The organism is Streptomyces indicus, from assembly GCF_900100315.1.
In the GTDB taxonomy this organism is placed as follows: Bacteria; Actinomycetota; Actinomycetes; order Streptomycetales; family Streptomycetaceae; genus Streptomyces; species Streptomyces indicus.
Window position 1 is genome coordinate 93745 of the sequence record NZ_FNFF01000020.1, and the last position, 24424, is coordinate 118168.

Below are 24424 nucleotides of genomic sequence, written 5' to 3' on the forward strand. Positions count from 1 at the left end.
TCACCCGCACATGGAAGAGCACCCCGTCATGACCTCCACCACGCCTGAAACCACCGCCGACGACGCCGGTGCCGACAGCACCTACGGGGAGCTGCGCGCCCAGCTGGCGACGCTGACGACCGAGGCGTTCCGGCCCGAACTCGCCGAGATCGACCGGCTCTCCACGCTGGAGATCGCGGCCACGATGAACGGCGAGGACGCCACCGTCCCGGCCGCCGTCGCCGCGCAGCTGCCGCAGATCGCGGCCGCGATCGACGGGGCGGCCGAGCGGATGGCGCGCGGCGGGCGGCTGGTCTACGCGGGCGCGGGCACGGCGGGCCGGCTCGGGGTGCTCGACGCCTCCGAGTGCCCGCCCACCTTCAACACCGACCCGTCCGAGGTCGTCGGCCTGATCGCGGGCGGCCCGGCCGCGATGGTCACGGCCGTCGAGGGCGCGGAGGACTCCAAGGAGCTGGCCCGCGAGGACCTGGACAACCTGAACCTGGGCCCGGACGACGTCGTCGTCGGCATCTCGGCCTCCGGCCGCACCCCGTACGCGATCGGCGCCGTCGAACACGCCCGGGCGAAGGGCGCGTTGACGATCGGCCTGTCCTGCAACGCGGACTCGGCCCTCGCGGCCGCCGCCGAGCACGGCATCGAGGTCGTGGTCGGACCCGAGCTGCTCACCGGCTCCACCCGCCTGAAGGCGGGCACGGCCCAGAAGCTCGTCCTCAACATGCTCTCCACCATCACGATGATCCGGCTCGGCAAGACCTACGGGAACCTGATGGTGGACGTCCGCGCCTCCAACGAGAAGCTGCGGGCCCGCTCCCGGCGCATCGTCGCGCTCGCCACCGACGCCTCCGACGAGGCCATCGAGGCGGCCCTGACCGGAGCGGACGGGGAGGTGAAGACCGCCATCCTCATGATCCTCGCGGACCTCGACGCCACCACCGCGAACCGGCTCCTGGACGACGCGCACGGCCACCTGCGCGCGGCCCTCCAGTCCGCCGCCGGCTGACCCCTCCCCGCACCACCTTCACAGCAAGGCACCACCGCACATGAGCACCGAAGACAAGAACCGCGCCACTGCCGCCGCGATCCTGCCCCTCGTCGGCGGCGCGGCCAACATCACCACCATCGCCCACTGCATGACCCGGCTCCGGCTCGGTCTGCGCGACCGCTCCCTCGTCCAGGACGAGGCCCTCAAGGCCGTGCCGGCCGTGATGGGTGTGGTCGAGGACGACACGTACCAGATCGTGCTCGGCCCGGGCACCGTCGCCCGGGTCACGCCCGAGTTCGAGAAGCTGGTCGAGGAGGAGCGCGCGGCCGCACCCGCGCAGCCGGTCTCGGCCGATGAACTCGCCGCTCAGGGCGCCGAGATGAAGGCGGCCCAGAAGGCGAGGAACCAGACCCCCTTCAAGCTCTTCCTGCGCCGCATCGCGAACATCTTCGTCCCGCTGATCCCGGCCCTGATCGGCTGCGGCATCATCGCCGGCCTCAACGGTCTGCTGATCAACCTGGGCTGGCTGCCCTCGGTCACCCCGGCGCTCGCCGCGATGGCCTCGGGCTTCATGGCGCTCATCGCCGTCTTCGTCGGCTTCAACACGGCCAAGGAGTTCGGCGGTACGCCGATCCTGGGCGGTGCGGTCGCGGCGATCATCGTCTTCCCGGGCGTGGCCAACATCGAGGCCTTCGGCCAGCAGCTCTCCCCCGGCCAGGGCGGCGTCCTCGGCGCGCTGGGCGCGGCGGTGCTCGCCACGTACATCGAGAAGTGGTGCCGCAGGTGGGTGCCCGAGGCGGTGGACGTGCTCGTGACCCCGACCCTCACGGTCCTCATCTCCGGTCTGGTCACCATCTTCGGCCTGATGTTCCTCGCGGGCGAGATCTCCACCGGCATCGGCACCGCGGCCAACTGGCTCCTCGACAACACGGGCGCCTTCGCGGGCCTGGTCCTCGGCGGGCTCTTCCTGCCCCTGGTCATGCTGGGCCTCCACCAGGCCCTGATCCCGATCCACACCACGCTCATCGAGCAGCAGGGCTACACCGTCCTGCTCCCCATCCTGGCGATGGCGGGCGCGGGCCAGGTCGGCTGCGCGATCGCGGTCTTCAAGCGCCTGCGCCACAACACCTCGATCCGCACGACCATCAAGTCCGCGCTCCCCGCAGGCTTCCTGGGCGTCGGCGAACCCCTCATCTACGGCGTCTCGCTCCCGCTGGGCCGCCCCTTCATCACCGCCTGCATCGGCGGTGCGGCGGGCGGCGCCTTCATCGGCACCTTCTCGATGCTCGGCGACAAGGTCGGCTCGACCGCCATCGGCCCCTCGGGCTGGGCCCTCTTCCCCCTCCTCGACGGCAACCACGGCCTGGGCATGACGATCGCGATCTACGCGGGCGGCCTCCTCGTCGGCTACCTGGTCGGCTTCATCGCCACGTACTTCTTCGGCTTCTCGAAGCAGATGCTGGTGGAGCTGAATGCTCCGCAGGAGGCGGTCGTGGCGTCGGGCACGGCGGCGACGGCCTCCGCGGCCCCGGAGGCACCTGAGCCGGCGAAGGTCTGAGCGGCTTCGCGGTCGTAGGTCTTACGGTCGCAGCTCGTGCGGCCGCGGGTCTTACGGCCGCAGGTCGTACGGCCAAGGGCGGTACCCCGTGTTCGGGGTACCGCCCTTGTTGTCCCAAGTGACCCGGCGCCCCGCACAACCTGGTACCCCCCACCCCACCCGGCTAAGATCACCCGGGCCTCACCTCGGGGCTCAACTGCCATGGAGGGGGCGGGAGTTGGGGACGCCACTGGGGCCGGACGATCCTGAGCGGATCGGGGACTACTGGCTGGCCGCGCGGCTCGGTGCGGGCGGCCAGGGGGTCGTGTACGAGGCGTACGACGCGCAGGGGGCGCGGGTCGCGCTCAAGGCGCTGCATCGCGGCTCGGCCGACTGGGTGCGGGAGCGGTTCGGGCGGGAGGCGGACGCGGCGCGGAAAGTGGCCTCGTTCTGTACCGCGCGGATCCTCGATGTGTCGCTCGGAGGGGACGGCGGCGAGGGCGCGGCTCCTGCGTTCATCGTCAGCGAGTACGTGCCCGGGCCGACCCTCGCCGACCAGGTCCGCAGCCGTGGCACGCTCGACCCCGACGCCCTCCTTCGCCTGGCCACCGGCGCCGCCACCGCGCTCGCCGCGATCCATCACGCCGGCGTCATCCACCGCGACCTGAAACCGGGCAACATCCTGCTCGGCCCGGACGGCCCGCGGATCATCGACTTCGGGATCGCGCGCGCCCCCGACATGTCCCTCACGGCGACCGGCGCGCTGCTCGGCACGCTCGGGTACATGGCACCGGAGGTCCTCGCGGGCGGCCGCGCGACGGCGGCGGCCGATGTCTTCGCCTGGGGCGCCGTGGTGCTGTACGCGGCGAGCGGCACCGAGCCGTTCCGCGGGGAGCACATCGGCGAGGTGGCCCGCCGCACGGCAGCTCTCGACCCCGACCTGTCCTCCATACCCCCGCGGATCCGCCCGCTCATCGCCTCGGCCCTCGCGAAGGACCCCGCTCTGCGGCCCGGCGCCGCGGAGCTGGTGCTCGGCCTCGTCGGCGATCTGCCGAAGGCGGCGGATCCGAGGCTGGCCCTCCTTGAGGCGGGGGCCGAGCGTGCCGGCGGCCCGGCGGACGACCGTACCGCTGACACCACGCCGGCGCTCGGCGAGCGCGCGGAGGCCGCCTTCACGGGTCTGCCGCCGGATGCCCAACTCGCGGCTCAGCAGCTGCTGTTACGGATGGTCGTGCCCGGCGACGCCCCGGACGGTTCGCAGGATTCCGTACGGACGGTGGACCGGGCGGAGTGGTACGACGGCCGGCCCGAGAGCGAGCAGCGCCCGGCGCGGCTCGCGGTGGACAGGCTCACGGAGGCGGGTGCGCTGACGGGCTCGGACGACGGATCCGTACGGCCCGCAAGCGCCGCCCTTCTCCCCGCCTGGCGTCGGCTGCACGACTGGGTCGCCGCCGACCGTACGGGACTTGCCCTGCACCGTTCGCTGGGCCGGGCGGCCCGCGCCTGGGCCGCGAACGGGGAACGCGCCGACGATCTGCTGCACGGCTCGGCCCTGCGGACCTGCCTGGACTGGCTGCCGACGGCCCCGTTCCAGCTGCGTCCGAACCCCCTGGAGGTCCGCTTCCTGGACGCCTCCCGGGCGGAGGCGACCCGCGCGGCCCGCCGTCGCCGTCAACTCCTGTCGGGTCTTGCCGTGTTGACGGTGCTGGCCCTGCTGGGCGGACTGTTCGGCGTCTTCCAGGCCCGCGAGAGCAGCCGCCAGCGGGAGACGGCGGAGCTGCGGCGGGCGCAGGCGACGGCGCGGTCGGTGGCGCAGGCGGCGGAGAGCCTGCGGAGCACGGAGCCGGACACGGCGCTGCTGCTGAGCCTGGCCTCGTGGCAGATCGCGGAAGTGCCGGAGGCCCGAGCGGCGTTGGGGGCCGGGGCCACGCAGCGGACGCTGAGCACGGTGGCACTGCCTCGGGTGACCGACGGGCCGGGAGCAGGCGAGGCCCTGCTGGGCGGCGCTGACTCCCTGCTCTCCTACCGGCCGGGCTCCGCAGAGATCTGGGATCTCACCAAGGGGGCGGCGGGCGCCCGCAAGCCGCGCGTCACGTTCCCGGGCGGGCTCAGGGAACCCCGCAACGACCGTCAGCCGCCGGCAAGTCCCGACGGTAAGCACCTCCTCGCCTGGCAGAAGGGGAACACATACCAGCTCGTCTCCTCGCGGGACGGCAAGCCCACCGGTGCCGTCTACACCGCACCGGAGAACACGGAACCCGAGAGCCTGAGCAACGACGGTCATGCCGTGTTCGTCGACAACGGCAGACACGCCGGCCCGAACCGGGCCGCGTTGCTGACGCCGGACGGCCGCAAGCTCGCCGAGTGGCCGACGGACCAGAGTCCGGTCCTGTCCCCCGACGGCTCCCTCGTCTCGGTCTGCGAACCGGACAGCGCCGTGCCGCTCACGGTGTGGAGCGTCGACGACACACGTGTCCGGCCCGCTTTCGCGCCGGTCGATGACGACGCCTCCGACGTGAGCGCGTGCGGCACTGTGGTCGGTTTCAGCGGCGACGGCCGCAGGATGGCCATGGCCGACGACCTCGGGGTCCAGGTCTGGGACACCGCAAACGGTAGGGCCATAGGCCACGTCACACTGACCGAGGACGGCAACAGGGACAGCTGGAATGCCCAGTTGACGGCCACGGGAGGCCATGTCTTCGGCTGGTCGCAAGATGGCGATATCAAGGTCCTGGACGTCGCCTCCGGTGAAGCCGTCCTCGACATCCCCGGAGTCAAGAGCGCGGGGAGCGACGGCTTCCTCATCGACGGCGCCGTCCTCGACGAACGCACCAAGTCCATCGCCTACCGCTCCACCCGCGGCAACGAGGTCGTACGGCTCGACGTCTCGGGCGTACTGTCCAGCAGCACCACAAATACGGAGTCCGCCCATGGCGTGGCTATCTCCCCCGACGGCACCACCGGATTGGTGAGGCTCGGCATCAGGTCCGAGGCCTACCAGCTGATCGACCTCACCACCGGCAAGCAGAAGGGCGCACGCGTCCCCGTACCCCTCCCGGATTTCGAGATCGGCATTCCGTCAGGTCCGCAGTCCCTGTCCTCGGACGGGCGCCTCCTCGCGCACCTGGACGTGAAGGACGGGGGCACCGGTCCGATGCAGGTCGTGACCATCCGGGACGCCAAGGAGAACCGCAAAGTGTGGGATGCCCCTGTCCCCGGGCCGCGCGATCTGGTCAACATCGGGCTCTCCCCCGACGGTCGCTACATCTCCGTGCTGCACGAGGGTGCGGGCCAGGCCTCCGGCGAGGGCGGCGACCTTGAGATCTGGGACATACAGGAGAAGAAGAAGCTGCACCGGTTCCGGAAGCTGTCCGGGCCGTCAGCCTTCAGCCCGGACAACCGCACCCTCGTCACCGGGCGCGGTGACGTACTCGACCTCGCCTCCAGGAAGACGCGCAAGGTGCCGGGCTTCGACCGCGAACCCACCGGCAGCCTGGCATTCTCGCCGGACGGCAGAAGCCTCGGCGTCCTCAAGGAGTCGGGCTGGCTGGAGCTCTGGGACGGACAGGTCCGCGAGCGCACCGCCCGTATGCCGGGCAGCACCGTGCAGGGCGGCACGCACTACGGGCAGCAGGCGCACAGCCTGGCGTTTTCACCCGAGGGCCGGTTTCTCGCGGCCGTGGTCGGCCAGAACGGAGGCGCGGTGCAGCTCTGGGACCTGGAGAGCCGCGCCGGCCTGGGCAAGCCCATCGACGTCACCGGCAACCGCATCGACTCCCTCGGCTTCCGCGACAGCACGCTCGTCACCCTCAGTGGCAGCCGCGCCCAGGCCCTGAGCCTCGACCCCGACGATCTCGCCGAGACCATCTGCAAGAAGGCGGGACGCGACATCACCGAGGAGGAATGGGAGTTGTACGTGCCGGACGCCCCGTACCGCAGCGTCTGCTGACCGCGAACCGTCGGCTCAGGAACGACGCGAGCGGCGCCCGGTCGCGTCGTCCCCCCGCAGCGCCGCATCCACAAGCCCCCGCACCTCGTCCTCCGACACCTCCCCACCCCCGGTCAGCCGGTCGAAGACCAGGCCGTCGACGCAGGCGAGCAGGGTGAGGGTGCGGGACTCGGGGTCCAGGGCGCCGTGCGCGGCGAGGAAGGTGCGGACGAGGTCGCGGCCCGCGTTCTCCCTCGGCCGGAGGATCTCGCGCAGCTCCGGCTGGTGGACGCTCTCGACCGTGCAGGCGTAGCGGGCGAGGGTCCGCCGGCGCCCTTCGCCGACGAGCCTGCCCTCGGTGAACTGGACGAGTGCGGCGGTGAGTTCGGCGGCGTCCCGCGGTACGGGGAGCGCCTCGCCGGCCGCCTGGAGCTCCGCCTGGTCCAGCTCGACGAGGCGGCGCACGAGCGCGGTGAGCAGGGCGCTGCGGGTGCGCAGATACGCCGAGGTCGTGCCCGTCGGCAGACCGGCCGCGCGGTCCACGGCGCGGTGGGTCAGGCCGCGCATCCCCTGCTCGGCGAGCACGGAGACGGCGGCGTCGGCGAGGGCGGTGCGGCGGTCGGGGGCGGTCGAGCTGTCGTTGGCCACACCCCTTTCTACAGCAGTAGAAGGGGAAGGCTACGCTCCTTCTACACCTGTAGAAGGAGGAGGCACATGAGCGCGGAGTCGACGTCCCCCAGGGGCACGGCGCTGGTGGTGGGTGCGGGGATCGGCGGGCTCGCCGCCGCGATCGGGCTGCGGCGTACCGGCTGGGACGTGACCGTGGTCGAGCGCGCCCAGGTGCTCGCCGACGCGGGCGCGGGCATCTCGCTCGCCGCCAACGGCATCCACGCCCTTGACGCACTCGGCGTGGACCTGCGCGAGGCCGCGCGCTTCCAGTACACGGGCGGCACCCGTACGCCCGACGGCCGCTGGCTGGCCCGGATGGACGGCCATGCCTTGGAGCGCGCCCTCGGCACGCCGATCGCGGGCATCCCGCGCGCGGAACTGCACCGGCTGCTGCGCGCCGCCCTGCCCCCGGACGCGTTGCGCGTGGGCACCACGGTGAGGGACCTCGACGTCTCCGCTCCCGGCCGCGTACGGGTGCGCACGGACGACGGCCCGTTCGAAGCGGATCTGCTCGTGGCCGCCGACGGGCTGCGCAGCCGGCTGCGCGCCCGGCTCTTCCCGGACCACCCCGGTCCGGTCTACAGCGGGTCGACCGTGCTGCGCGCGATCACCGCCCGACCCCTCGACCTGGCCGAGGACTTCGCGCTGACGTGGGGGCCCGGCGCCGAGTTCGGCCACATCGCCTTCACGGACGGCCGCGCGGAGTGGCACGCGGTCCTCAACTCCCCCGCGGGCCTGCGGCACGAGGACCCGCTCGCCGTCCTGCGCGCCCGCTTCGCCGACTGGCACCACCCGGTGCCGCAGCTCCTCGCGGCCACCGACCCCGCGGCCGTCCTGCACCACGACATCCACGAGCTGGCCACGCCCCTGCCCTCGTTCGTCGCGGGCCGGGTCGCGCTGCTCGGCGACGCGGCCCACGCGATGACGCCCAACCTGGGGCAGGGCGCCTGCCAGGCCCTGGAGGACGCGGTCACGCTGGCGGCGGCGCTGGCCGAGGGCCCGTCCGTGGAGTCCGCGCTGCTGCGGTACGACGCCGAACGCAGGCCGCGCGCCCAGGCCGTGGCCCGCGCCGCACGGCAGGCGGGGCGGATGGGCCAGCAGCTGACGAACCCGCTCGCGATCGCCCTGCGCAACCGCGCCCTGCGGCTCGCCCCGCCGCGTGCGACGATCCGCGCCATCCTGCGGCACGCGGCGTGGGTGCCGCCGCACCTGGAGCGGGAGGACGGCGGCGGCCGGGGACCGCGCACGGGCGCCGCCGCCTGACCCCGGCCGGCCTCGGCTCAGCTGAGCCCTGACTCAGCTCAGCTCAGCGTCTGCAGCGAAGCCGCGTCGTACGACCGCAGCTCGCCGGCCCGCCCGGACAGCACCTTCGCCGCCCACTGCGGGTCCTGGAGCAGCGCACGCCCCACCGCGATCAGGTCGAACTCGTCGTTCTCCAGGCGGTCGAGGAGGTCGTCGATGCCGCGCAGGGACGAACCCTCGCCCTGGAAGGCCTTGATGAACTCGCCGTCCAGGCCCACCGAGCCCACCGAGATGACGGGCCTGCCCGTGAGCTTCTTCGTCCAGCCCGCCAGGTTGAGGTCGGAGCCCTCGAACTCGGGGAGCCAGTAGCGGCGGGTCGAGGCGTGGAAGGCGTCGACGCCGGCGGCGGCGATCGGCGCCAGGATCGACTCCAGCTCCTCGGGGGTCTCGGCGAGGCGGGCCGTGTAGTCCTGCTGCTTCCACTGCGAGTAGCGGAAGAGGACGGGGAAGGAGGGCGAGACGGCCGCGCGGACCGCCGCGACGATCTCGGCCGCGAACTTCGTACGGGCCACCGCCGAGCCGCCGTACGCGTCCGTGCGGCGGTTGGTGCCCTCCCACAGGAACTGGTCGATCAAGTAGCCGTGCGCGCCGTGCAGTTCGACCCCGTCGAAGCCGAGCCGCTCGGCGTCGGCGGCGGCCTGCGCGAAGGCCGCGACCACCTCGTCGATGTCGGACTGCGTCATCGCCTCGCCGGTGGGCTCGATGCCCGGCTTGTAGAGGCCGGAGGGCCCCATCGGCGCGGCGTCCGCGAACGGCGGCTCACCCGCCCTGCGCACCATCCCGATGTGCCACAGCTGCGGCATGATCGTGCCGCTCGCGGCGTGCACCGCGTCCACGACCTTCTTCCAGCCCGCGAGCTGCTCCTCGCCGTGGAAGCGCGGCACGCTGTCGCTCTGTCCTGCCGAGTCGTGGCCGACGTAGGTGCCCTCGGTGATGATCAGGCCGACACCCGCGTCGGCCCGGCGCGCGTAGTACCCGACCACGTCGTCGGTGGGTATCCCGCCCGGCGAGAACATCCGGGTCATGGGCGCCATGGCGACACGGTTCGGCACGGTCAGGCCGTTCAGCCGCACCGGACGGGACAGGACCTGGGCGGCCCGGTCCGGGGTGCCGGCGGGCGGGGTGGCATCGGCGACGGTCACGTGGGGGCTCCTTGGGGAGGGCTCGGGAACGGGCGGCAGGGTTCGTACACACGTACCGACCGGTAAGTATGCACCGGCCGTCTCCTCTGCAACGGGCACACCCCGGCACCGCATTCCACTGCCACCGCACCTGCGCCTGTGATCCCGGCTACCCGGTCCCGATGAGCCGGCGGCCGGCTCAGTACCCCCACCCGCGCAATCCCACCCACAACGCCACCGTTGCCCCGGCCAGCGCGAGCGGTGTGGTGAGCAGACCGAGCACGGTGAACTCCCGCAGCCGTACGTCGTGGCCGTGCTGGAGCGCGATCCGCCGCCACAGGAGCGTGGCCAGCGAGCCCGTGTACGTGAGGTTCGGCCCGATGTTCACGCCGATCAGGACGGCGAGCACCGCGCCGGGGCCGGAGGGCGCGGCGAGCGGGAGCAGGGCGAGAACCGCGGGCAGGTTGTTGATCAGGTTCGCGAGGAGCGCGGCGAGCGCGGCCGTGCCGAGCAGTGCGGGCAGCGAGCTGCCGTCGGGCAGGACGCGGGCGAGGGCGTCGCCGAGCCCGTGGTCGACGACGGCCCGCACGATGATGCCGAGGCAGAGGACGAAGAGCAGGAACGGCCAGTGGGTGGCGCGGACGAGCGCTGCGGGTGTGGTGTGGCGCCTGCTCAGGGCCCGTACGGCCAGCACCGCCGCACCTGCCGCGGCCGCCCACGCGGGATCGATGCCGACCGCGGACGCGACGGCGAACCCGGCAAGCGTCAGGCACACGGTGACCAGGGCGAACAGCGGCAGCTCGGGCGGCTCCTCGGCAGCCACCGGCTCGGCGGGCGCGTCGAGATCGGCGGCGAAGTAGCGGCGGAACACCACGTACTCGACGGCGATGGCCACCAGCCACGGCAGCAGCATGAGGAGCGCGAAGCGCGTGAAGCTGAGACCGGCTGCGGTGAACGCGAGCAGGTTCGTCAGATTCGATACGGGGAGCAGCAGCGAGGCCGTGTTGGAGAGATGGGCGCTCGCGTAGACGTGGGGCGCGGGGCGCGCGCCCATCCTGGCGGCCGTGGCGAACACGACAGGGGTCAGCAGCACGACGGTGGCGTCCAGGCTGAGCGCCGCGGTGATCAGCGAGGCCAGCGTGAACACCGCGCCGAGCAGCCGGCGCGGACGCCGCCGGGCCCAGCGGGCCATCCAGGTCCCGCAGGCGTGGAAGAGCCCTTCGTCCGCGCAGAGCTGCGCGAGGACCAGGACCGCGGCGAGGAACCCGATCACCGGCCCGAGCCGGGCGGCCTCCTCCTCCACCTCCGCGAGCGGCAGCGCACCGGCAAGGATCACCACCCCCGCGGCAGGCACGGCGAACCACGCCTCGGCCCGCCCGAAAGGCCGCACGACGGCACACACGAGGGTCATGCCGAGGGCTGCCACGGCCAGGAACTCGATCAGCACGTATCTGATCATCACCCCTGCGGCGGCCGGCTCCCGCCGCGGGCCCACCGCAGAACGCCCGAGGGCGGCACCCCCAGAAGGGAGTGCCGCCCTCGGCGTACAGCAGGTACGGCTCGTATGGACCCGATCCGCGAGGATCAGAAGTCCATGTCACCGCCCGGCATGCCGCCCGGAGCGCCGGCAGCGGCCTTCTCCGGCTTGTCGGCGATGACGGCCTCGGTGGTGAGGAAGAGCGCGGCGATGGACGCGGCGTTCTGCAGCGCGGAACGCGTGACCTTCGCCGGGTCGATGATGCCCTGGGCGATCATGTCGACGTACTCACCGGTCGCGGCGTTGAGGCCGTGGCCGACGGGCAGGTTGCGCACCTTCTCCACGACGACGCCACCCTCGAGACCACCGTTGACGGCGATCTGCTTGAGCGGGGCCTCGAGCGCGAGCTTCACGGCGTTGGCGCCGGTGGCCTCGTCGCCGTCGAGCTCGAGCTTCTCGAAGACCGAGGAGGCCTGGAGCAGGGCCACGCCACCACCGGCGACGATGCCCTCCTCGACGGCCGCCTTGGCGTTGCGCACGGCGTCCTCGATGCGGTGCTTGCGCTCCTTGAGCTCGACCTCGGTCGCGGCACCGGCCTTGATGACCGCCACGCCGCCGGCGAGCTTCGCGAGGCGCTCCTGGAGCTTCTCGCGGTCGTAGTCGGAGTCCGACTGCTCGATCTCGGCGCGGATCTGGTTCACGCGGCCGTTGACGGCCTCGCTGTCACCGGCGCCGTCGACGATCGTGGTCTCGTCCTTGGTGATGACGACCTTGCGGGCGCGGCCGAGCAGGTCCACGGTCGCGTTCTCGAGCTTGAGACCGACCTCCTCGGAGATGACCTCGCCGCCCGTGAGGATGGCGATGTCGTTCAGCATCGCCTTGCGGCGGTCGCCGAAGCCCGGGGCCTTGACGGCCACGGAGCGGAAGGTGCCCTTGATCTTGTTGACGACCAGGGTGGACAGGGCCTCGCCCTCGACGTCCTCGGCGATGATCAGCAGCGGCTTGCCGGACTGCATGACCTTCTCCAGGAGCGGCAGCAGGTCCTTGACCGAGCCGATCTTGGAGTTGGCGATGAGGATGTACGGGTCCTCGAGGACGGCCTCCATGCGCTCCATGTCGGTCGCGAAGTACGCCGAGATGTAGCCCTTGTCGAAGCGCATGCCCTCGGTGAGCTCCAGCTCCAGACCGAAGGTCTGGGCCTCCTCGACCGTGATGACGCCTTCCTTGCCAACCTTGTCCATGGCCTCGGCGATGAGCTCGCCGATCTGGGTGTCGGCGGCGGAGATGGAGGCGGTCGAAGCGATCTGCTCCTTGGTCTCGACCTCCTTGGCCTGGTCGAGCAGCGCACCGGAGACGGCCTCGACGGCCTTCTCGATGCCGCGCTTGAGGGCCATCGGGTTGGCACCCGCGGCCACGTTGCGCAGACCCTCGCGGACGAGCGCCTGGGCGAGAACGGTGGCGGTGGTCGTACCGTCGCCGGCGACGTCGTCCGTCTTCTTGGCGACTTCCTTGACCAGCTCGGCGCCGATCTTCTCGTACGGGTCCTCGAGCTCGATCTCCTTGGCGATGGAGACACCATCGTTGGTGATCGTGGGGGCGCCCCACTTCTTCTCGAGGACGACGTTGCGGCCCTTGGGGCCAAGGGTGACCTTGACGGCGTCGGCGAGCTGGTTCATCCCGCGCTCGAGACCGCGCCGTGCCTCCTCGTCGAACGCGATGATCTTGGCCATGTGAAGTGGTCCTCCCGGACAGGGGTGGATTGCTCCGGATCGAGCGCGATGCCCGCGACGGACGGCCCCCGGTCCTGGCGGTTCCTTGCCCCACCCGGCCCGTGGACCTCATCGGTCCGATCCAAGTTTCTGTCACTCTCACTGGGAGAGTGCTAACGCCAATGATTAGCACTCGCCCCTATCGAGTGCAAGCGAGTCTCTGGTTTCGGCCGACTGCGCGGAGGCCTCCGGCCGGGTGCCGCTGTGCCCACCCTCCCCCAAGCTCTCAACTTCGTTCGAGCAGGGGGGACCCCCATCGCCCTGCGGCACGACTGCCCACAGCTGGGTGGGGCACAAAGAGAAGGGTCCGCACCCCTTGCGGGATGCGGACCCTCCATCACGTCGTTGCAGACTGCTCCGGCGCGATCAGGCAGTCACGCGGACCATGTCCGCCTGCGGCCCCTTCTGACCCTGCGAGATCTCGAACTCGACCCGCTGGCCCTCTTCAAGGGTGCGGTAGCCGTCCATCTGAATCGCGCTGTAGTGGACGAATACATCCGCACCACCGTCGACCGCGATGAAGCCGTAGCCCTTCTCCGCGTTGAACCACTTGACGGTGCCCTGAGCCATGCCTAACTCCCCTATTACTGGCCCTTGCACAGATCCACACTTCGCGGATCCGGGTCAGAACTCACCCCCCGACAGGTGGGGGTGTGCGCGCCGGAACGCGTCGACCGCCGCTGAATGTATCTGTCCAACTGCCGTCTGCAACAGGTCAATCGGACGAGAATTCTGGGCACGACCGATCGGGAATTTACGGAGAATTCGCTGGAGTTCAGGGCAAGTCGGGCCGGACAAAGGGCTCGAATCGTGCAAATGGCGCGAGCGTCGTTGCGAGTTCTTGGCGGTGTGCACGCGAGTTCTCATATGACCCCGGCACACTCTCTGCGCGCCTGCCTCGAAAGGCGAAACAGCATTCCCAACTGTACCGCGCTCAACCATGCAGAATTGCCCCCTCCGCTTCCCGTACGGAAGCTCGCACGGGAAGCGGAGAGGGCAATCGCGGAACGCGGGAAGCGGAACGCGGCGTGAAGCGGAAAGCTCAGCCTCCGGCGACGGCCGGGATGATCGAGACGCCGGCCCCGTCCGGGGTGGCCGTCTCCAGGCCCTGCTCGAAGCGCACGTCGTCGTCGTTCACGTACACGTTCACGAAGCGGCGCAGCTTGCCCTGGTCGTCCAGGACGCGGGCGGCGATCCCGGTGTGGTTCTTCTCCAGGTCGGCGATGACCTCGGCGAGGGTCGCACCCTCGGCCGGGACCTCCGCCTGGCCGCCGGTGTAGGTGCGCAGGATGGTGGGGATGCGGACGTTCACGCTCATGGGACTTCAGGCCTTTCGGGAGGGATACGAGGAGATCAGCCGGCCAGACCGGCGGCGCGGAACGCGTCCAGGTTCGGGCGGATGGTCGCGGTCGCGCCGGTGCCGGCGACCGCGTCGAGGGTCTTCAGGCCGTCGCCGGTGTTGAGCACCACGGTGGTCTTCGACGGGTCGAGGACGCCTTCCTTGATGAGCTTGCGCGTCACGCCCACCGTCACACCGCCCGCCGTCTCGGCGAAGATGCCCTCGGTCTGCGCGAGCAGCTTGATCGCGTCCACGACCTGCTCGTCGTTCACATCCTCCACCGCACCGCCGGTGCGGCGCGCGATGTCGAGCACGTAGGGGCCGTCGGCCGGGTTGCCGATCGCGAGCGACTTGGCGATGGTGTCCGGCTTCTGCGGGCGTACGACGTCGTGGCCGCCCTTGAAGGCCGTGGAGACCGGGGAGCAGCCCTCGGCCTGGGCGCCGAAGATCTTGTACGGCTTGTCCTCGACGAGACCGAGCTTGATCAGCTCCTGAAGACCCTTGTCGATCTTCGTGAGCTGCGAGCCGGAGGCGATCGGGATCACCAGCTGGTCGGGCAGCTGCCAGCCGAGCTGCTCGCAGATCTCGTACGCGAGGGTCTTGGAGCCCTCGGCGTAGTACGGGCGCAGGTTCACGTTCACGAAGCCCCAGCCCTCGCCCAGCGGGTCGCCGATGAGCTCGGAGCAGAAGCGGTTCACGTCGTCGTAGTTGCCCTCGATGGCCACGAGCTCGCCGCCGTAGACCGCGGCCATGACGACCTTGCCCTGCTCCAGGTCGTGCGGGATGAACACGCAGGATCGGAAGCCGGCGCGGGCCGCGGCGGCGCCGACGGCGCCCGCGAGGTTGCCCGTCGAGGAGCAGGAGAGGGTGGTGAAGCCGAAGGCGCGGGCGGCCTCGATGGCCTGGGCGACGACGCGGTCCTTGAAGGAGTGCGTGGGGTTGCCGGAGTCGTCCTTGATGAACAACTTGCCCTGGTCGACGCCGAGTTCACGGGCGAGGTTGTCGGCCTTGACGAGCTTGGTCCAGCCGGGGTTGAGGTTCGGCTTCTCGGCGACGTCGGCCGGGACGGGAAGCAGCGGGGCGTAGCGCCAGACGTTGGCGGGGCCCGCCTCGATGCGGCGGCGCAGCTCTTCGGTCTCGTAGGCGGAGAAGTCGTACGCGATCTCGAGCGGGCCGAAACACTCCTCGCAGGCGAAGACCGGGCCGAGCGGGACGCGGTGGCCGCACTCGCGGCAGCTCAGCGCGGTGGCGGGACCGAGATCCACAGAGGTGGTGGCGGTTTCAACAGTCTGTACAGCCATGGCAGGCGAGGCCCTTTCTCCTCATCTTCCTCATGACGCACTTCGCCATGAGACGGATTTGGCACCTTCCCTAGCCATGGACCTCGCGTCGCGCGGTGCGAGAACTGGCTGGAGGGTTGCCGGGGCTTCAACGGGCCGTATCCCTCTGCCCCTCTGGATGAGCGGTATGACCTGGTGTCCTCCAGGTGTTTGTGACGCGATGACCCCCGACATGCGGCCGTCATGCGCGTTGTTCAAGACTGTAACCGAAGGCCCCGGCCGTTGAGATAGTCGTCCGAACGGCGAGATGGATCACATGAGGAGTGGGCAGACGTGCTCGAAGAGGTGGAGCGCTGGCTTCGGGAGCGCTCCTGGTCGGCGAAGGACCGGCCGCTCGACGTCCTGCTCGCCGAGAAGGCGCGGCAGGGCACGACGGTCAGTGTCGTGCTGCCCGCCCTCGACGAGGAGGCCACGGTCGGGCAGATCGTGGCCGTGATCCGGCGCGAGCTGATGAGCCCCGCCTGCCCGCTCGTGGACGAGCTCGTGGTGATCGACTCCGGTTCGGGCGACCGTACGGCCGAAGTGGCCGCGGCGGCCGGCGCCCGCGTGGTGCACCGCGACGCGATACTCCCGCGGATCCCCGCCGTGCCCGGCAAGGGCGAGGTGCTGTGGCGCTCGCTGCTCGTGACGAGCGGCGAGATCGTGTGCTTCGTGGACGCGGATCTGCGCGAGTTCTCGCCGGACTTCGTGAGCGGCATCGTGGGCCCGCTGCTCACCGAGCCGGACGTGCAGTTCGTGAAGGCGATGTACGACCGGCCGCTCGGGGACGAGGCCGGGACGGGCGGGGGCGCCCGCAACGACCAGGGCGGACGCGTCACCGAGCTGGTCGCCCGCCCGCTGCTCAACCTGCACTGGCCCCAACTGGCGGGATTCGTCCAGCCGTTGGGCGGCGAGTACGCGGCCCGCCGCTCGCTGCTCGAACGGCTCCCCTTCCCCGTCGGATACGGCGTGGAGCTCGGCCTGCTCGTCGATGCGCTGCACACCGTCGGCCTCGACGCCCTCGCGCAGGTCGACGTCGGCGTGCGCAAGCACCGCCACCAGGACGGCAAGGCGCTCGGCCGGATGGCGGCGGCCATCTACCGGACCGCGCAGCTGCGGCTGGCCCGCGGCCATCTCGTGCGGCCACGGCTCACGCAGTTCGAGCGGGGCGCGGACGGGTTCGAGCCGCGGACGCACGACGTGGACACCGAGGAGCGGCCGCCGATGGCCTCGGTGGCGGAGTACAGGGCACGACGGGTGGCGTAGGCCCGCGCTTGCGTGGCGGAACCGGAGCCGATCATGGATATTGCCTAAATTTCCCATTTATGTGGGTTAGACAAGCAATGGGAAGGGCCCGGCGCCGGACGCTGGGTGCCCTGGTCGCCACCGCCACCGCCGCCACTTCGCTGATCGGTCTCGCCCCGGCCGCCGCCGTGGTCGTCGAGCCGTTCGCCAAGCGCTACGACGAGGCCCTGTACGGGGACTTCATCGAGCTCGGCAACGCCGTGCTCGACTGCCCGAGCGCGCCGCCGGACGAGGCCGCGAACTGCCGTGACGCGCAGTCGGGCGCGAACAACATGAACAACAACCAGTTCACGATGGAGTACACGGACACCGCGGGCCTGAGCGCCACTGTGATCAACTCCAGCACCGGCAAGGTCGAGATCCCGCCGGGCGCCGAGGTCGCCTACGCGCGCATGTACTGGGGCGGCAACACCGGTACGTACCGGCGGTTCGGCACCCAGCTGATCGACTACTGCGACACCGCTGGCCCGGCCACCAAGCCGGCCGGCGACCCGCTCACCAAGCAGCCGGTGCTCAAGGTGGGCAGCGGCGCCGAGACCCGGGTGACCGTGCAGAACGCGGTGGCCACGCCCTCCACCACGGGCGGCCCGCACTACTACACCGCCGAGGCCGACGTCACGCGCCAGTTCGCCGGCGTGCCGACCGGCTCCGAGGTCCCCGTCGCCGTCGGTGACGTCTGGGCGCCGACCGGCAAGGGCTGCGTCGGCGGCTGGTCGCTGTACGTCGTCTACAAGTACGACGCCCCCGAGCCGACGCACGCACCGGACCGCAAGCACGTGTACCTCTACGGCGGCCACGTGGTGCAGCGCTCCAGCGACCCGGACACCACGATCAAGGTGGACGGCTTCTACCGCTCCGGCGACGGCCCGCTGCGCGCCGGTGTCACGGCCTTCGAGGGCGACCGGAACGTCCTGCGGGACACCTTCCTGGTGAACGGGACCAACATCCCCAACGAGGAAGGCGTCACCAACAACTTCTTCGACAGCCACGCGATGGGCTGCGACCAGCCCTGCGACGACAACAACTTCAGCATCGACGCGAAGACGGTCGAGATCCCCGCGGCGACCATCCCGCAGGGCGCCACCACGGCGAACCTGACCTTCCGGACCCGTAACGACACCTACGTGCCCTCGGCACTCGCCTTCTCCGTGCCCGTGCCGGACGTCGAGATCACCAAGACCGCCTCGCCGAAGAACATCCAGCCCGGCGACAAGCTGACCTACACGGTGACGGCGAAGAACATCAGCCGGCTGCCGTACCCGGGCGCGAAGTTCACCGACGACCTGACCGACAACCTCGACGACGCGACGTACAACAACGACGCGAAGGCCGAGCCGTCGGGCAACGTGAGCTACGACGAACCGAAGATCTCCTTCGTCGGTGACATCCCGGCCGGCGAGACGGTGACCGTCACGTACTCCGTCACCGTCAACGACCCGCGCACCGGCGACGGCAAGATGCGCAACAACATCGACGTCGAGTCCCCGCGCTCCAACTGCGAGGCCGGCTCCACCGACCCGGCCTGCGGGACCACCCCGGTGATCGAGGAAGAGCCGGCGCCGGTCGTGCCGATCGGCATCGTCACCAAGCCGGTCACGCCCGTCGTGCCGCCGTGCACCGACACCACCAACACGATCACGCTCACCAACGCGACCACCACGGCACGCAAGGGCGCGAAGATCCACTGGCCGGTGGTGAAGGGCGGCACGCCGAAGGCGAGCAGCGGCACCGTGACCCGGAGCGGCAAGAACTGGGTGTGGACGGGCGACGTGCCCGCCAAGGGCAAGGTCGTCATCAAGCAGACGGTCACGTCCTCCTGCACCCCGGGCGGCGTCGTGGTGATCCCGGTGACCGGCGACGTGCCGAAGACCACCTGCACCCCGGCGAAGACGCGTGCGGGCGGCACGGACCCCTGTGTCTCCGTGATCGTCAGCAAGCGGACGCAGGCCCGTCCGGCCCCGCCGGACTCCGCGTCCTCGCCGGAGCTCGCCGAGACGGGCGGCACCTCGAACACGATGCTGTTCGGCGGGCTCGCGATCGTGATGTGCGGTCTGGGCGCGCTGGCTCTGGCGGCGTCCCGTTCCCGCCGTGACTGATCGCTGAACCGCGGGTCTCCACCGGTAGGCCGGGCTCCCCTCGGGGAGTCCGGCCTTCCGTCATGTGAGGCATCCGTACGTTTGAGCGTTTACGGCACGGGCTAGGTTCGCGTCATGGTCTCCGAGCACGGTGCGCAGGTCCTCGTCGCGTCCAATCGCGGCCCCGTTTCCTATGCCGTACGGGAGGACGGGACGCTCGACGCGAAGCGCGGCGGTGGCGGTCTCGTGTCCGGCCTGTCGGCGATCGGGGACGCGGGAGGCGAAGGCGCCACGCTGTGGGTGTGCTCGGCGGTGGGCGAGGGCGACCGCGAGGCGGTGCGGCGCGGGGTGGGCGAGCCCGGCGTGCGGATGCTCGACATCGACGCGGACGTGCACGCCGACGCGTACAACGGGATCGCCAACTCGGTCCTGTGGTTCGTGCACCACCTGCTGTACCAGACCCCGCTGGAGCCCTCCTTCGGACCGGAGTTCCGGCGCCAGTGGGAGGCGTACCGCACGTACAACCGGGCCTTCGCGGAGGCGCTCGCCGAGGAGGCGGCCCGTGGCGCGGTGGTCGTCGTGCAGGACTACCACCTGGCGCTCGTGCCCGGCATGCTCCGGGCCCTCCGTCCCGACCTGCGGATCGGCCACTTCTCGCACACGCCGTGGGCGCCGGCCGAGTACTTCCGGATGCTGCCGGACGACATCGCCGAGGAGCTGCTGCTCGGCATGCTCGGCGCCGACCGCCTCGGCTTCCTGACCACGCGCTGGCTGCAGGCCTTCCAGGGGTGCTGCGCCGCGGTGCTCGGGTCGTACGAGGTGATGACGTACGGACCCGAGGAGGCGACGCCCAGCGTCGGCTTCCGCACCCCCGACGGCCGCTTCCACCGCACCCTGCTCGGTGTGCACGGGCTCGGCGCGGACGGCGACTTCCTGCGGGCGCGCTCGCAGGAGGCGGACGTCGAGGAGCGGCTCGCGGACCTGCGCGAGCAGATCGGAACGGAGCCCGGGGGCGAGGCCCGCAAGGTGATCATGCGGGTGGACCGCACCGAGCTGTCGAAGAACATCGTGCGGGGGCTGCACGCGTACCGGCTGCTGCTCGAGGAGCACCCCGAGTGGCACGGACGGGTCGTGCACGTCGCCTTCGCCTACCCCTCGCGGCAGGACCTCGCGGTCTACCGGGACTACACGGCGGAGGTCTCGCTGGTCGCCGAGGAGATCAACTCGGCGTACGGGACGGCCGGTTGGACTCCGGTGATCCTGCATGTCAAGGACGACTTCGCGCGCTCGCTCGCGGCGTACCGGCTCGCGGACGTGGCGCTGGTGAACCCGATCCGCGACGGCATGAACCTCGTCGCGAAGGAGGTGCCGGTCGTCTCGGACGAGGGCTGCGTCCTGGTCCTCTCGCGCGAGGCGGGGGCGTGCGCCGAACTGGGCGAGGACGCGCTGGTCGTCAACCCGTATGACGTGGTGGGCACTTCGGCCGCGCTCCTGACCGCGCTGACGATGCCGGCGGAGGAGCGGGCCGAGCGCACCAAGCGCCTGGCCGCGGCGGGGACGGCGCTGCCGCCCGCGCAGTGGTTCCTGGACCAGGTGGCGGCGCTTCGGAGCTGACAGCCGGGGCGGCGGCGGGGCGGCGTGCCCGATCCGCGGGACAGGCGGCGGTGCGGCGCGCCCGCCCCGCGGGTCAGGCGCCGGTTGCCGCGGCCAGCGAGCGCAGCAGGGCGACCACGCCGGACGGGCCGTCCACCACCAGGTCGGCGCGGTCCGCGAGTTCCGCCACCTCCGTGCTGCCGCTGCACACCAGCAGGCCGTTGAGGCCCTCCGAACGGAGCTTCTCCACGGCCGAGAACGCGGGCAGGTCGCCCAGGTCGTCGCCGGCGTAGAGGACGGTGGTCGCACCGGCCTCGCGGACGTACGAGGCGAGCGCCACGCCCTTGTCCATGCCGGGCGGGCGCAGCTCCAGGACGAGGCGGCCCGGTTCGACGATCAGGCCGTGGCGGGCGGCGAGCCGGTCGAGCGGCTCGCGCAGGGCCTCGAAGGCCGCGGCCGGGTCGGCGGCGCGGCGGGTGTGGACGGCGACCGCGCGGCCCTTCTCCTCGATCCACGTGCCGCGCCACACGCCCAACGAGTCGAGGAATCCAGGGAGTTCGGCCCGTACGGCGGCCACTCCGGGGTGCGGCTCGGGGGCGTGCACCGTGCCGGAGACCGCGTCCCAGCGCTCGGCGCCGTAGTGGCCGAGCACGACCAGGTGCTCCAGGCCCGGCACCCCCGCGAAGCCGCCGTAGCGGACGGCGACACCCGCGGGCCGGCCGGTGACGACCGCGACGGAGGCCACCCGGGGCGCGAGGGCGGCGAGCGCGGGCACGGCTTCCGGGTGGGCGCGGGCCTGCTCGGGGTCCGGGACGATCTCCGCGAGCGTCCCGTCGAAGTCCAGGGCGATCACGGCCCGCCCGGGGTGCTCGACGAGCGCGGCGAGGCCGTCGCGCCCGGCCGGGGTGGACGGCGTCGGCAGGTCGGGGGTGCGGCCCGGTGTGCGGTCAGGCGTGCGGCCCGGTGTGCGGTCAGGCGCGTGGTCAGGCGTGTGGTCAGGCGTGCGATGCGGATGGCTGCCCATACGGCGACCCTATCCAGGCGGGGCGCATCTGGCCCATGCCGATCCCGTCATCGGCGGGAGGGGGCGGCTGGGGCGGGATGGTCGCGGTGGCCGGGGCGGGGTTGCCGGTGGTGGCCGGGCGGGATTGTCAGTGGTGGCCGATAGCCTTGAAAGGGCTCGGCCCCCGGGAGGGAGGGGTCTGGGTACTGGTCGGTGTTCGGCCGGCCCCGTCAGCAAAGGGCAGGAAGCACAGGCATGACCGATCAGCGGGAGCCGGCAGAGCTCGGGGCACGCGAACGGGCCGTGCTCGCGCTGGAGCGGCGGAACTGGCCTTCGCCCGGCGCCAAGGAGCGTGCGGTGCGCGAGGAGCTGGGGATGGCGCCCACGCGCTACCACCAGCTGCTCAATGCGCTGCTCGACGACGACCGCGCCCTCGCCCACGACCCCGTCACGGTCAACCGCCTGCGCCGGATACGCGAAGAGCGCCGCGCCCGACGGTGAGCCGGGCGGCGGCGCCCTGAAGAGGCGTGTCCCGAGGCAGTGGCGCCCTCGAGCCGCAGACGCGGATCTACTCCGCAGCCGCAGACCTACTCCGCGTCCTCCGCAGCCCGCGCCTTGTTCTGGATGTCGGTCAGGACCGCGGCCGGGTTGCCGCCCGGTGCGACCGCCTTGCCGATCTGCTTCTTGATGTCGGCGCTCACCTGGGCCCAGGACGTGTTGCCGACGGGCGGCAGCTGGGACGAGGGCAGCGCCTCCATGAACGGCTCGAGCTGCTTGTACTTGCCGTCCGCGGTCATCGCGTCCAGCGCCGAGTTGGTGACGGGCAGGATGTTGTATCGGTCGGAGAACGCGAGCACATTCTCCTTGCTGTACACGAAGTCGAGGAACGCGCCGATCTGGTCGCGGTGGCCGTTCTGCTTGAAGGCCATCATCCAGTCGGCCACGCCCATCGTGGACTTCGCGGCGCCGCCGCGGCCCGGCAGCGGGACCATGCCGAAGTCGATGCCCTTCTTCTTCGCCTGGGCGATGAGCGTCGGGTGCCCGTTGAGCATGCCGACCTCTCCCTTGGAGAAGGCGTCGAAGGCCGCCTGGCGGTTGAGCTCGGCCGGCGCGACCGGACCCACCAGGCCCTTGTCGACAAGGTTGTCCTTGAGCCAGTTGAACGTCTTGATGTTCGTCTCGGAGTCGAGCGTGTACGAGCCGACCTGGTCGGTGTAGCCGTCGCCGCCCGCGAGCAGCCACAGCATGGTCTCGGCCTGCGCCTCCTCCTTGCCGAGGGGCAGCGCGAAGGGGTACTTGACGCCGTCCTCCTTCAACAGGGCGGCGTCGGCGGCGAGTTCGTCCCAGGACGCCGGCGGCTTGCTGATGCCGGCGGCCTTGAAGAGGTCCTTGTTGTAGAACATCAGGCGCGTCGACGAGGCGAACGGCATGCCGTACTGGATCCGGTTGACCTCACCGGCCGAGGTCAGCGAGGACAGGAAGTCGCCCTGGGTCGGGATGGAGAGCAGCTCGTCCGCGGGGTAGAGCTTGTCCTGCGCGGCGTAGTCCGAGTACGCGCCGATCTGCGCCATGTCGGGCGCTTCGCCCGCCTTGACCATCTTCGCGACCTCGGCGTCGACGTCGCTCCAGGACAGGACGGTCACCTCGACATTGATGTCGGGGTTCTTCGCCTCGAACTTCTCGACGACCTCGGCCCAGTACTTCTCGGAACTGTCGTCCGCGGAGGCCCCGTAGTCGGCAGCGACCAGTTTGAGGGTCACCCCACCGCTGCCCGTGGCGCCGCAGCTCGCCAGCGTCATCGTGAGGCCCAGTGCGGCGCCTGCCGCGATCAGTACGTTTGTGCGCCGCTGCACAGCTGTTCCCACCCTCGTCGTGATCCAGTCGGTCCCCCGTGACGTCCTGTCCTTCACCAGGTCTACACCACTCAGATATCACTTGTGCAACAGAGCGTCACCGTTGTCGCATCCGTTGGCCAAGGGTGCGCGCGGGAAATGGACATGACGTATCCGTACGGGCGCGGCCACAATGGGACGCATGCCTGGTCCCTACGTCATCCGCGGCTCCGTCTCCCTTCCGGAGGCCGAGCTCATGTGGCGTTTCTCGCGGTCCTCGGGACCCGGCGGACAGCACGTCAACACCTCGGACTCACAGGTGGAGCTGCGCTTCGACGTGGCCAACACCAAGGCGCTGCCCGAGGTCTGGAAGGAGCGGGCGCTCGAGCGCCTCGCCTCGCGGCTCGTGGACGGCGTGCTCTCCGTACGCGCCTCGGAGCACCGCTCGCAGTGGCGCAACCGCGAGATGGCCGCCACGCGGATGGCCGCCCTCCTCGCCGAGGCCACCGCCCCGCCGCCGCGCCCGCGGCGACCCACCCGCATCCCGCGCGGGATCAACGAGCGGCGGCTGCGCGAGAAGAAGGCGCGTTCGGAGACGAAGAGGGGCCGGTCGGGGCGCGACTGGAGCTGAGCGTACGGTCGGCTCGAAAAGACGCGACGGCCGCAGGCGGCGTCAGCCCAACTGCCGGTACTTCCCCCGGAAATACATCAGCGGCCCACCGTCCGCGCTCGGCAGTGAGGCCGAGAGCACCCGGCCCACCACGAGCGTGTGATCGCCGGCCTGGACCCGCGACTCCGTCTCGCACTCCAGCGTCGCGAGGGCCCCGCCGACCAGCGGCGCGCCCGACAACTCCCCCCGTACGTAAGGGATGTCCTCGAAGAGGAGGCGGTCGCTGATCCGGCCCTTCATCGCGAACCGGCCCGCGATGTGGCGCTGGGACTCGGCGAGCACCGAGACGGCCCAGCGGGGCTGTTCGGCGAGCAGGTCGTCCATGCGGGAGCCCTCCCGCAGCGAGACGAGCACGAGCGGCGGATCGAGGGACACGGACAGGAAGGCCGTGGCCGTCATGCCGACGTCCTCGCCGGCCGGGCCGCCCTCGCCGAGCGGCTCCTCCTGGGCGGTCACCAGGACCACTCCGGCGGCAAGGCGCGACATGGCGGCACGGAACTCGT

19 protein-coding genes and 1 riboswitch are annotated in these 24424 nt (G+C 71.3%); of the genes, 9 read left to right on the forward strand and 10 right to left on the reverse strand.

Annotation, left to right across the window (positions count from 1 at the left end):
* Nucleotides 1–28 precede the first annotated feature (28 nt).
* The 3 genes from murQ to BLT97_RS32785 all read left to right on the forward strand — a co-directional run bounded on the left by murQ (nt 29) and on the right by BLT97_RS32785 (nt 6468).
* Nucleotides 29–1000 carry an N-acetylmuramic acid 6-phosphate etherase gene (murQ, locus tag BLT97_RS32775; RefSeq protein WP_093616850.1) on the forward strand — a complete coding sequence of 324 codons (972 nt, stop codon included), beginning with the start codon at nt 29–31 and terminating at the stop codon, nt 998–1000.
* 40 nt (nt 1001–1040) lie between these two features.
* The gene (locus BLT97_RS32780; protein WP_093616909.1) at nt 1041–2540 is read left to right on the forward strand and encodes a PTS transporter subunit EIIC; all 1500 of its coding nucleotides are present in this window, start codon (nt 1041–1043) and stop codon (nt 2538–2540) included.
* Nucleotides 2541–2757: 217 nt separating this feature from the next.
* Nucleotides 2758–6468, forward strand: a complete 3711-nt coding sequence (locus tag BLT97_RS32785) for a WD40 repeat domain-containing serine/threonine protein kinase (protein WP_176953972.1) — start codon at nt 2758–2760, stop codon at nt 6466–6468.
* Nucleotides 6469–6483: 15 nt separating this feature from the next.
* Here the strand turns inward: BLT97_RS32785 and BLT97_RS32790 are convergent, their stop codons facing one another.
* Nucleotides 6484–7014: a TetR family transcriptional regulator C-terminal domain-containing protein gene (locus BLT97_RS32790; RefSeq protein ID WP_093616911.1), complete on the reverse strand. Its 531-nt coding sequence runs from the start codon at nt 7012–7014 to the stop codon at nt 6484–6486.
* 147 nt (nt 7015–7161) lie between these two features.
* Between BLT97_RS32790 and BLT97_RS32795 the strand changes: the two genes are divergently transcribed.
* Nucleotides 7162–8379 (forward strand): FAD-dependent monooxygenase, encoded by a 1218-nt coding sequence (locus BLT97_RS32795; protein ID WP_093616854.1) that lies wholly within the window; start codon nt 7162–7164, stop codon nt 8377–8379.
* Nucleotides 8380–8417: 38 nt separating this feature from the next.
* Here BLT97_RS32795 and BLT97_RS32800 read toward each other — a convergent pair whose 3' ends face one another.
* The 6 genes from BLT97_RS32800 to thrC all read right to left on the reverse strand — a co-directional run bounded on the left by BLT97_RS32800 (nt 8418) and on the right by thrC (nt 15425).
* Complete coding sequence (locus tag BLT97_RS32800) at nt 8418–9560, reverse strand: NADH:flavin oxidoreductase (protein WP_245769676.1); 1143 nt, start codon at nt 9558–9560, stop codon at nt 8418–8420.
* Between the two features lie 178 nt (nt 9561–9738).
* Nucleotides 9739–10998: an SLC13 family permease gene (locus BLT97_RS32805; RefSeq protein ID WP_176953973.1), complete on the reverse strand. Its 1260-nt coding sequence runs from the start codon at nt 10996–10998 to the stop codon at nt 9739–9741.
* Between the two features lie 125 nt (nt 10999–11123).
* Nucleotides 11124–12746, reverse strand: coding sequence for a chaperonin GroEL (gene groL / locus BLT97_RS32810; RefSeq protein WP_093616858.1), 1623 nt, complete (start codon nt 12744–12746; stop codon nt 11124–11126).
* Between the two features lie 405 nt (nt 12747–13151).
* Nucleotides 13152–13355 (reverse strand): cold-shock protein, encoded by a 204-nt coding sequence (locus BLT97_RS32815; protein ID WP_004986573.1) that lies wholly within the window; start codon nt 13353–13355, stop codon nt 13152–13154.
* Nucleotides 13356–13827: 472 nt separating this feature from the next.
* Nucleotides 13828–14103: a MoaD/ThiS family protein gene (locus BLT97_RS32820; RefSeq protein WP_018847107.1), complete on the reverse strand. Its 276-nt coding sequence runs from the start codon at nt 14101–14103 to the stop codon at nt 13828–13830.
* 35 nt (nt 14104–14138) lie between these two features.
* Nucleotides 14139–15425 (reverse strand): threonine synthase, encoded by a 1287-nt coding sequence (thrC, locus tag BLT97_RS32825; protein WP_093616860.1) that lies wholly within the window; start codon nt 15423–15425, stop codon nt 14139–14141.
* Nucleotides 15426–15443: 18 nt separating this feature from the next.
* Nucleotides 15444–15589, reverse strand: a riboswitch (SAM riboswitch).
* 148 nt (nt 15590–15737) lie between these two features.
* Here thrC and BLT97_RS32830 point away from each other — a divergent pair.
* From BLT97_RS32830 to BLT97_RS32840, 3 genes are all read left to right on the forward strand, one after another.
* The gene (locus BLT97_RS32830) at nt 15738–16709 is read left to right on the forward strand and encodes a glucosyl-3-phosphoglycerate synthase (protein ID WP_093616862.1); all 972 of its coding nucleotides are present in this window, start codon (nt 15738–15740) and stop codon (nt 16707–16709) included.
* A 77-nt stretch (nt 16710–16786) separates the two neighbouring features.
* Nucleotides 16787–18844, forward strand: coding sequence for a DUF7927 domain-containing protein (locus BLT97_RS32835; RefSeq protein ID WP_245769677.1), 2058 nt, complete (start codon nt 16787–16789; stop codon nt 18842–18844).
* Nucleotides 18845–18958: 114 nt separating this feature from the next.
* A complete protein-coding gene (locus BLT97_RS32840) occupies nt 18959–20437 on the forward strand; it encodes an alpha,alpha-trehalose-phosphate synthase (UDP-forming) (RefSeq protein WP_093616866.1) in 1479 nt (492 codons plus the stop codon).
* A gap of 73 nt (nt 20438–20510) precedes the next feature.
* On the opposite strand, the gene otsB is transcribed toward BLT97_RS32840, so the two are convergent.
* A complete protein-coding gene (otsB, locus tag BLT97_RS32845) occupies nt 20511–21440 on the reverse strand; it encodes a trehalose-phosphatase (RefSeq protein ID WP_093616868.1) in 930 nt (309 codons plus the stop codon).
* Between the two features lie 234 nt (nt 21441–21674).
* On the opposite strand from otsB, the gene BLT97_RS32850 reads away from it, so the two are divergent.
* Nucleotides 21675–21920 (forward strand): DUF3263 domain-containing protein, encoded by a 246-nt coding sequence (locus BLT97_RS32850; protein WP_093616870.1) that lies wholly within the window; start codon nt 21675–21677, stop codon nt 21918–21920.
* 86 nt (nt 21921–22006) lie between these two features.
* Here the strand turns inward: BLT97_RS32850 and BLT97_RS32855 are convergent, their stop codons facing one another.
* Nucleotides 22007–23272 (reverse strand): ABC transporter substrate-binding protein, encoded by a 1266-nt coding sequence (locus BLT97_RS32855; protein WP_245769678.1) that lies wholly within the window; start codon nt 23270–23272, stop codon nt 22007–22009.
* Between the two features lie 172 nt (nt 23273–23444).
* Here BLT97_RS32855 and arfB point away from each other — a divergent pair, with 172 nt between their 5' ends.
* The gene (gene arfB / locus BLT97_RS32860) at nt 23445–23882 is read left to right on the forward strand and encodes an alternative ribosome rescue aminoacyl-tRNA hydrolase ArfB (protein WP_093616875.1); all 438 of its coding nucleotides are present in this window, start codon (nt 23445–23447) and stop codon (nt 23880–23882) included.
* Between the two features lie 42 nt (nt 23883–23924).
* On the opposite strand, the gene BLT97_RS32865 is transcribed toward arfB, so the two are convergent.
* Nucleotides 23925–24407 carry a flavin reductase family protein gene (locus BLT97_RS32865; RefSeq protein ID WP_425442801.1) on the reverse strand — a complete coding sequence of 161 codons (483 nt, stop codon included), beginning with the start codon at nt 24405–24407 and terminating at the stop codon, nt 23925–23927.
* Between the last annotated feature and the right edge of the window lie 17 nt (nt 24408–24424).

What these genes read in the sequence shown, in the direction of transcription:
- BLT97_RS32840 (WP_093616866.1), top strand. Translation starts at nt 18,959, where the DNA reads ATGGTCTCCGAGCACGGTGCGCAGGTCCTCGTCGCGTCCAATCGCGGC.
- otsB (WP_093616868.1), bottom strand. Translation starts at nt 21,440, where the DNA reads ATGGGCAGCCATCCGCATCGCACGCCTGACCACACGCCTGACCACGCG.
- BLT97_RS32795 (WP_093616854.1), top strand. Translation starts at nt 7,162, where the DNA reads ATGAGCGCGGAGTCGACGTCCCCCAGGGGCACGGCGCTGGTGGTGGGT.
- BLT97_RS32815 (WP_004986573.1), bottom strand. Translation starts at nt 13,355, where the DNA reads ATGGCTCAGGGCACCGTCAAGTGGTTCAACGCGGAGAAGGGCTACGGC.
- BLT97_RS32780 (WP_093616909.1), top strand. Translation starts at nt 1,041, where the DNA reads ATGAGCACCGAAGACAAGAACCGCGCCACTGCCGCCGCGATCCTGCCC.
- BLT97_RS32820 (WP_018847107.1), bottom strand. Translation starts at nt 14,103, where the DNA reads ATGAGCGTGAACGTCCGCATCCCCACCATCCTGCGCACCTACACCGGC.
- groL (WP_093616858.1), bottom strand. Translation starts at nt 12,746, where the DNA reads ATGGCCAAGATCATCGCGTTCGACGAGGAGGCACGGCGCGGTCTCGAG.
- BLT97_RS32790 (WP_093616911.1), bottom strand. Translation starts at nt 7,014, where the DNA reads ATGCGCGGCCTGACCCACCGCGCCGTGGACCGCGCGGCCGGTCTGCCG.
- BLT97_RS32850 (WP_093616870.1), top strand. Translation starts at nt 21,675, where the DNA reads ATGACCGATCAGCGGGAGCCGGCAGAGCTCGGGGCACGCGAACGGGCC.
- arfB (WP_093616875.1), top strand. Translation starts at nt 23,445, where the DNA reads ATGGGACGCATGCCTGGTCCCTACGTCATCCGCGGCTCCGTCTCCCTT.
- murQ (WP_093616850.1), top strand. Translation starts at nt 29, where the DNA reads ATGACCTCCACCACGCCTGAAACCACCGCCGACGACGCCGGTGCCGAC.
- BLT97_RS32865 (WP_425442801.1), bottom strand. Translation starts at nt 24,407, where the DNA reads ATGTCGCGCCTTGCCGCCGGAGTGGTCCTGGTGACCGCCCAGGAGGAG.
- BLT97_RS32835 (WP_245769677.1), top strand. Translation starts at nt 16,787, where the DNA reads ATGGGAAGGGCCCGGCGCCGGACGCTGGGTGCCCTGGTCGCCACCGCC.
- thrC (WP_093616860.1), bottom strand. Translation starts at nt 15,425, where the DNA reads ATGGCTGTACAGACTGTTGAAACCGCCACCACCTCTGTGGATCTCGGT.
- BLT97_RS32805 (WP_176953973.1), bottom strand. Translation starts at nt 10,998, where the DNA reads ATGATCAGATACGTGCTGATCGAGTTCCTGGCCGTGGCAGCCCTCGGC.